General features: G+C 72.1%; 3 protein-coding genes. All 3 read right to left on the reverse strand.

Annotated features, from left to right (window positions below):
* Positions 1 to 127 precede the first annotated feature (127 nt).
* Positions 128 to 766 carry a maleylacetoacetate isomerase gene (maiA, locus tag B0W88_RS31065; protein WP_077038331.1) on the reverse strand — a complete coding sequence of 213 codons (639 nt, stop codon included), beginning with the start codon at positions 764 to 766 and terminating at the stop codon, positions 128 to 130.
* A gap of 11 nt (positions 767 to 777) precedes the next feature.
* On the reverse strand, positions 778 to 1,986 hold the full coding sequence (locus tag B0W88_RS31070; RefSeq protein WP_077038332.1) for an aromatic acid/H+ symport family MFS transporter: 1,209 nt from the start codon (positions 1,984 to 1,986) through the stop codon (positions 778 to 780).
* A gap of 33 nt (positions 1,987 to 2,019) precedes the next feature.
* Positions 2,020 to 2,688: fumarylacetoacetate hydrolase family protein (locus B0W88_RS31075; protein ID WP_233151905.1), on the reverse strand; the 669-nt coding region annotated here is incomplete at its 5' end.

The raw sequence follows: 2,688 nt of genomic DNA on the forward strand, positions 1-2,688 counted from the left end.
TCTCGGCGCTGTGCCTGTGGGGCGTGGGCGGAGCCGCGGGTTCGAGCTGAACCCGCCGGGGGGAACGGCCTGCGACGACCGGTGCCGGCGCGCGACTCCGGGATCGTGCGGCGCCTTCGCGCCATGCTCAGCCCGCGTCGGGCTGAACCGCCGGCACGGCTTGCGCGAAGGCATCGAGCCGCGCGCAGGCCGCATCCACCGCCACGATCCGCGGCCAGCGGTCCAGCGGCACGCCGAAGCGCCGCGCGCTCTCGACCTGCGGCACCAGGTAGGCGTCCGCCAGCGTCGGCGTGTCGCCGTGGCAGAAGCGGCCGGGCGGGCCGCCCGCCAGCAGTGCCTCGATCGCATCGAAGCCGGCGCTGATCCAGCTGCCGCACCAGGCCTTGATGCGGGCCTCGTCGTAGCCCGCGTCGCGCCGCAACTGCTCCAGCACGCGCCGGTTGTTCAGCGGGTGGACGTCGCAGCCGACGATCGCCGCCAGCGCCCGCACGCGCGCCCGGCCGGCCGGGTCCGCCGGCAGCAGGGGCGGCTGCGGATGCCGTTCCTCCAGCCATTCGAGGATGGCCGGCGTCTGGATCAAGACCTGACCCTCGTCGTCCACCAGTGCCGGCACCAGGCCCTGCGGGTTCAGTGCCTGGTAGTCTGCCTGCAGGTGTTCCTCGCGCGGGAGGCTGACCGGCAGGTAGTCGTAGGCCAGGCCCTTGAGGTTCAGTGCGATGCGCAGGCGGTGGGAGGTGCCGCTGCGGAAGAAGTTGTAGAGCTTCATGGCGTCCGGGTTCAGTGGGCGGTGCCCAGTTCAAGCGAGGCGCGGCCGCCGCGGTGCCAGCCCAGCAGCGCCATGGTGAGGCCGGCGACGAAGGCCGGCAGCGCGACGACCGAGAACAGCTGCGGCATCGACAGGCCCATCGCCAGCATCGCGCCGCCGCCGACCGAACCCAGTACCGAGCCGATGCGGCCCACGCCGTTGGCCCAGGCGACGCCGGTGGCCCGGCAGTCGGCCGGGTAGAAGCCGGCGGACAGCGCATTGGCGCCGACCTGCGCGCCGGAGACGCAGAAGCCCGCGCAGAACACCGCCGCCGACAGCGCCGCGATCGACCCGCCACTGGCGCCGATCAGCGCGATGAACACGCCGGCGAGCCCGTAGCTCGCGGCCAGCACCCGGTGCGGGTCGACCCGGTCCATCAGCGCGCCCAGCGCGATCGCGCCGACCGTGCCGCCGACCTGGAACATCGCCGTCACCAGCGAGGCCGTCTTCAGCGAGAGACCGGTTGTCCTGATCAGCGTCGGCAGCCAGCTCGACAGCAGGTAGATCACCAGCAGGCTCATGAAGAAGGCCAGCCACAGCATCAGCGTGCCGCGCAGCAGGCCGCCCTGGAACAGGTGGCCCACCGGCGAGCCCCGCTGGGTGGCGGTGCGCCGCACCGGCTCCGGCAGCTTCCAGGCCAGCAGCGGCAGCAGGGCGATCGGCAGCACGCCGCCGATCACCAGCACCGAGCGCCAGCCCAGTGCCTCGACCAGGTGCGCCGAGGCGATGCCACCGAGCGCCGAGCCGACGGTGAAGCCGCAGAACATCGTCGTCACCAGCAGCGAGCGGCGCTCGGGCGGGCAGCTCTCTGAGGTCAGCGTCACCGCATTGGGCATCGCGCCGCCCAGGCCCAGCCCGGTCAGGAAGCGCCATCCGACCAGCGGCCACAGCGAGGACGCGCCGGCCGACAGCAGGCTGGCCGCGCCGAAGAACAGCACGCAGAACAGCAGCACCCGCTTGCGACCGAAGCGGTCGGCCAGCGGGCCGAACAGGAAGGCGCCGGCCATCAGCCCGGCCAGCCCCGCGCCGAACACCGGCGCGAGCTGCTGCGGGCTCAAGGCCCATTCGGCGCGGATGGCTGGCGCCAGGAAGCCGATGGCGGCGGTGTCGAAGCCGTCGATCGCGACGATGCCGAAGCACAGCGCGACGACGAGCCAGGGCGGGATGGTCTTGGTCTGCATGGTTGTCTCCTCGGTATCCGCCTGCGTAACGCCTTATGCGGGCTGACCGACGTTCAGCCGGATCTCGCCGACGCCTTCGATCCGGCCTTCGATGCGATCGCCCGGCAGCACGGCGCCCACGCCTTCCGGCGTGCCGGTGAAGATCAGGTCGCCCGGCTGCAGGTGGTAGAAGGCCGAGAGGTCGGCGATCAGCTCGCGGATGTCCCAGATCAGGCGGTCGAGGTCGGAGGCCTGCCTGACCGTCCCGTTGACGCTCATCTCGATGGCGCCCGCGGCCAGCACCGTGTCGGGCATCGGCACGACCTCGGAGACGACGGAGGACTCCTCCACGTCCTTGCCCAGGTCCCAGGGGCGGCCCTTGTCCCGGGCGGCCAGCTGCAGGTCGCGGCGGGTCATGTCCAGGCCGCAGGCATAGCCGTAGACGAGGCGGTGCGCGTCGCTGGCCGAGACGCGGAAGCCCGGCTGCCCGATCGCGACCACCAGTTCCATCTCGTGGTGGAAGTTGTCGGTCTCGCTCGGGTAGGCGACGGTGGCGCCGGACTCGACCAAGGTCTGCGGAGACTTCGTGAAGTAGAAGGGCCGCTCGCTGGCCTTGTCGACCGGCTTGCCCATCTCCACCGCATGCGCGTGGTAGTTGCGGCCGACGAAGAAGAGGCGGTTGACGGGCATGCGCGCGTCGCTGCCGCGCACCGGCAGGGAGGC

Origin of the sequence: Pelomonas sp. KK5, assembly GCF_001984095.1 — a bacterium.
Classification (GTDB): domain Bacteria; phylum Pseudomonadota; class Gammaproteobacteria; order Burkholderiales; family Burkholderiaceae_C; genus KK5.

Excerpts from the sequence above, each read along its gene's own strand:
- B0W88_RS31070 (WP_077038332.1), bottom strand. The coding sequence starts at position 1,986 with ATGCAGACCAAGACCATCCCGCCCTGGCTCGTCGTCGCGCTGTGCTTC.
- maiA (WP_077038331.1), bottom strand. The coding sequence starts at position 766 with ATGAAGCTCTACAACTTCTTCCGCAGCGGCACCTCCCACCGCCTGCGC.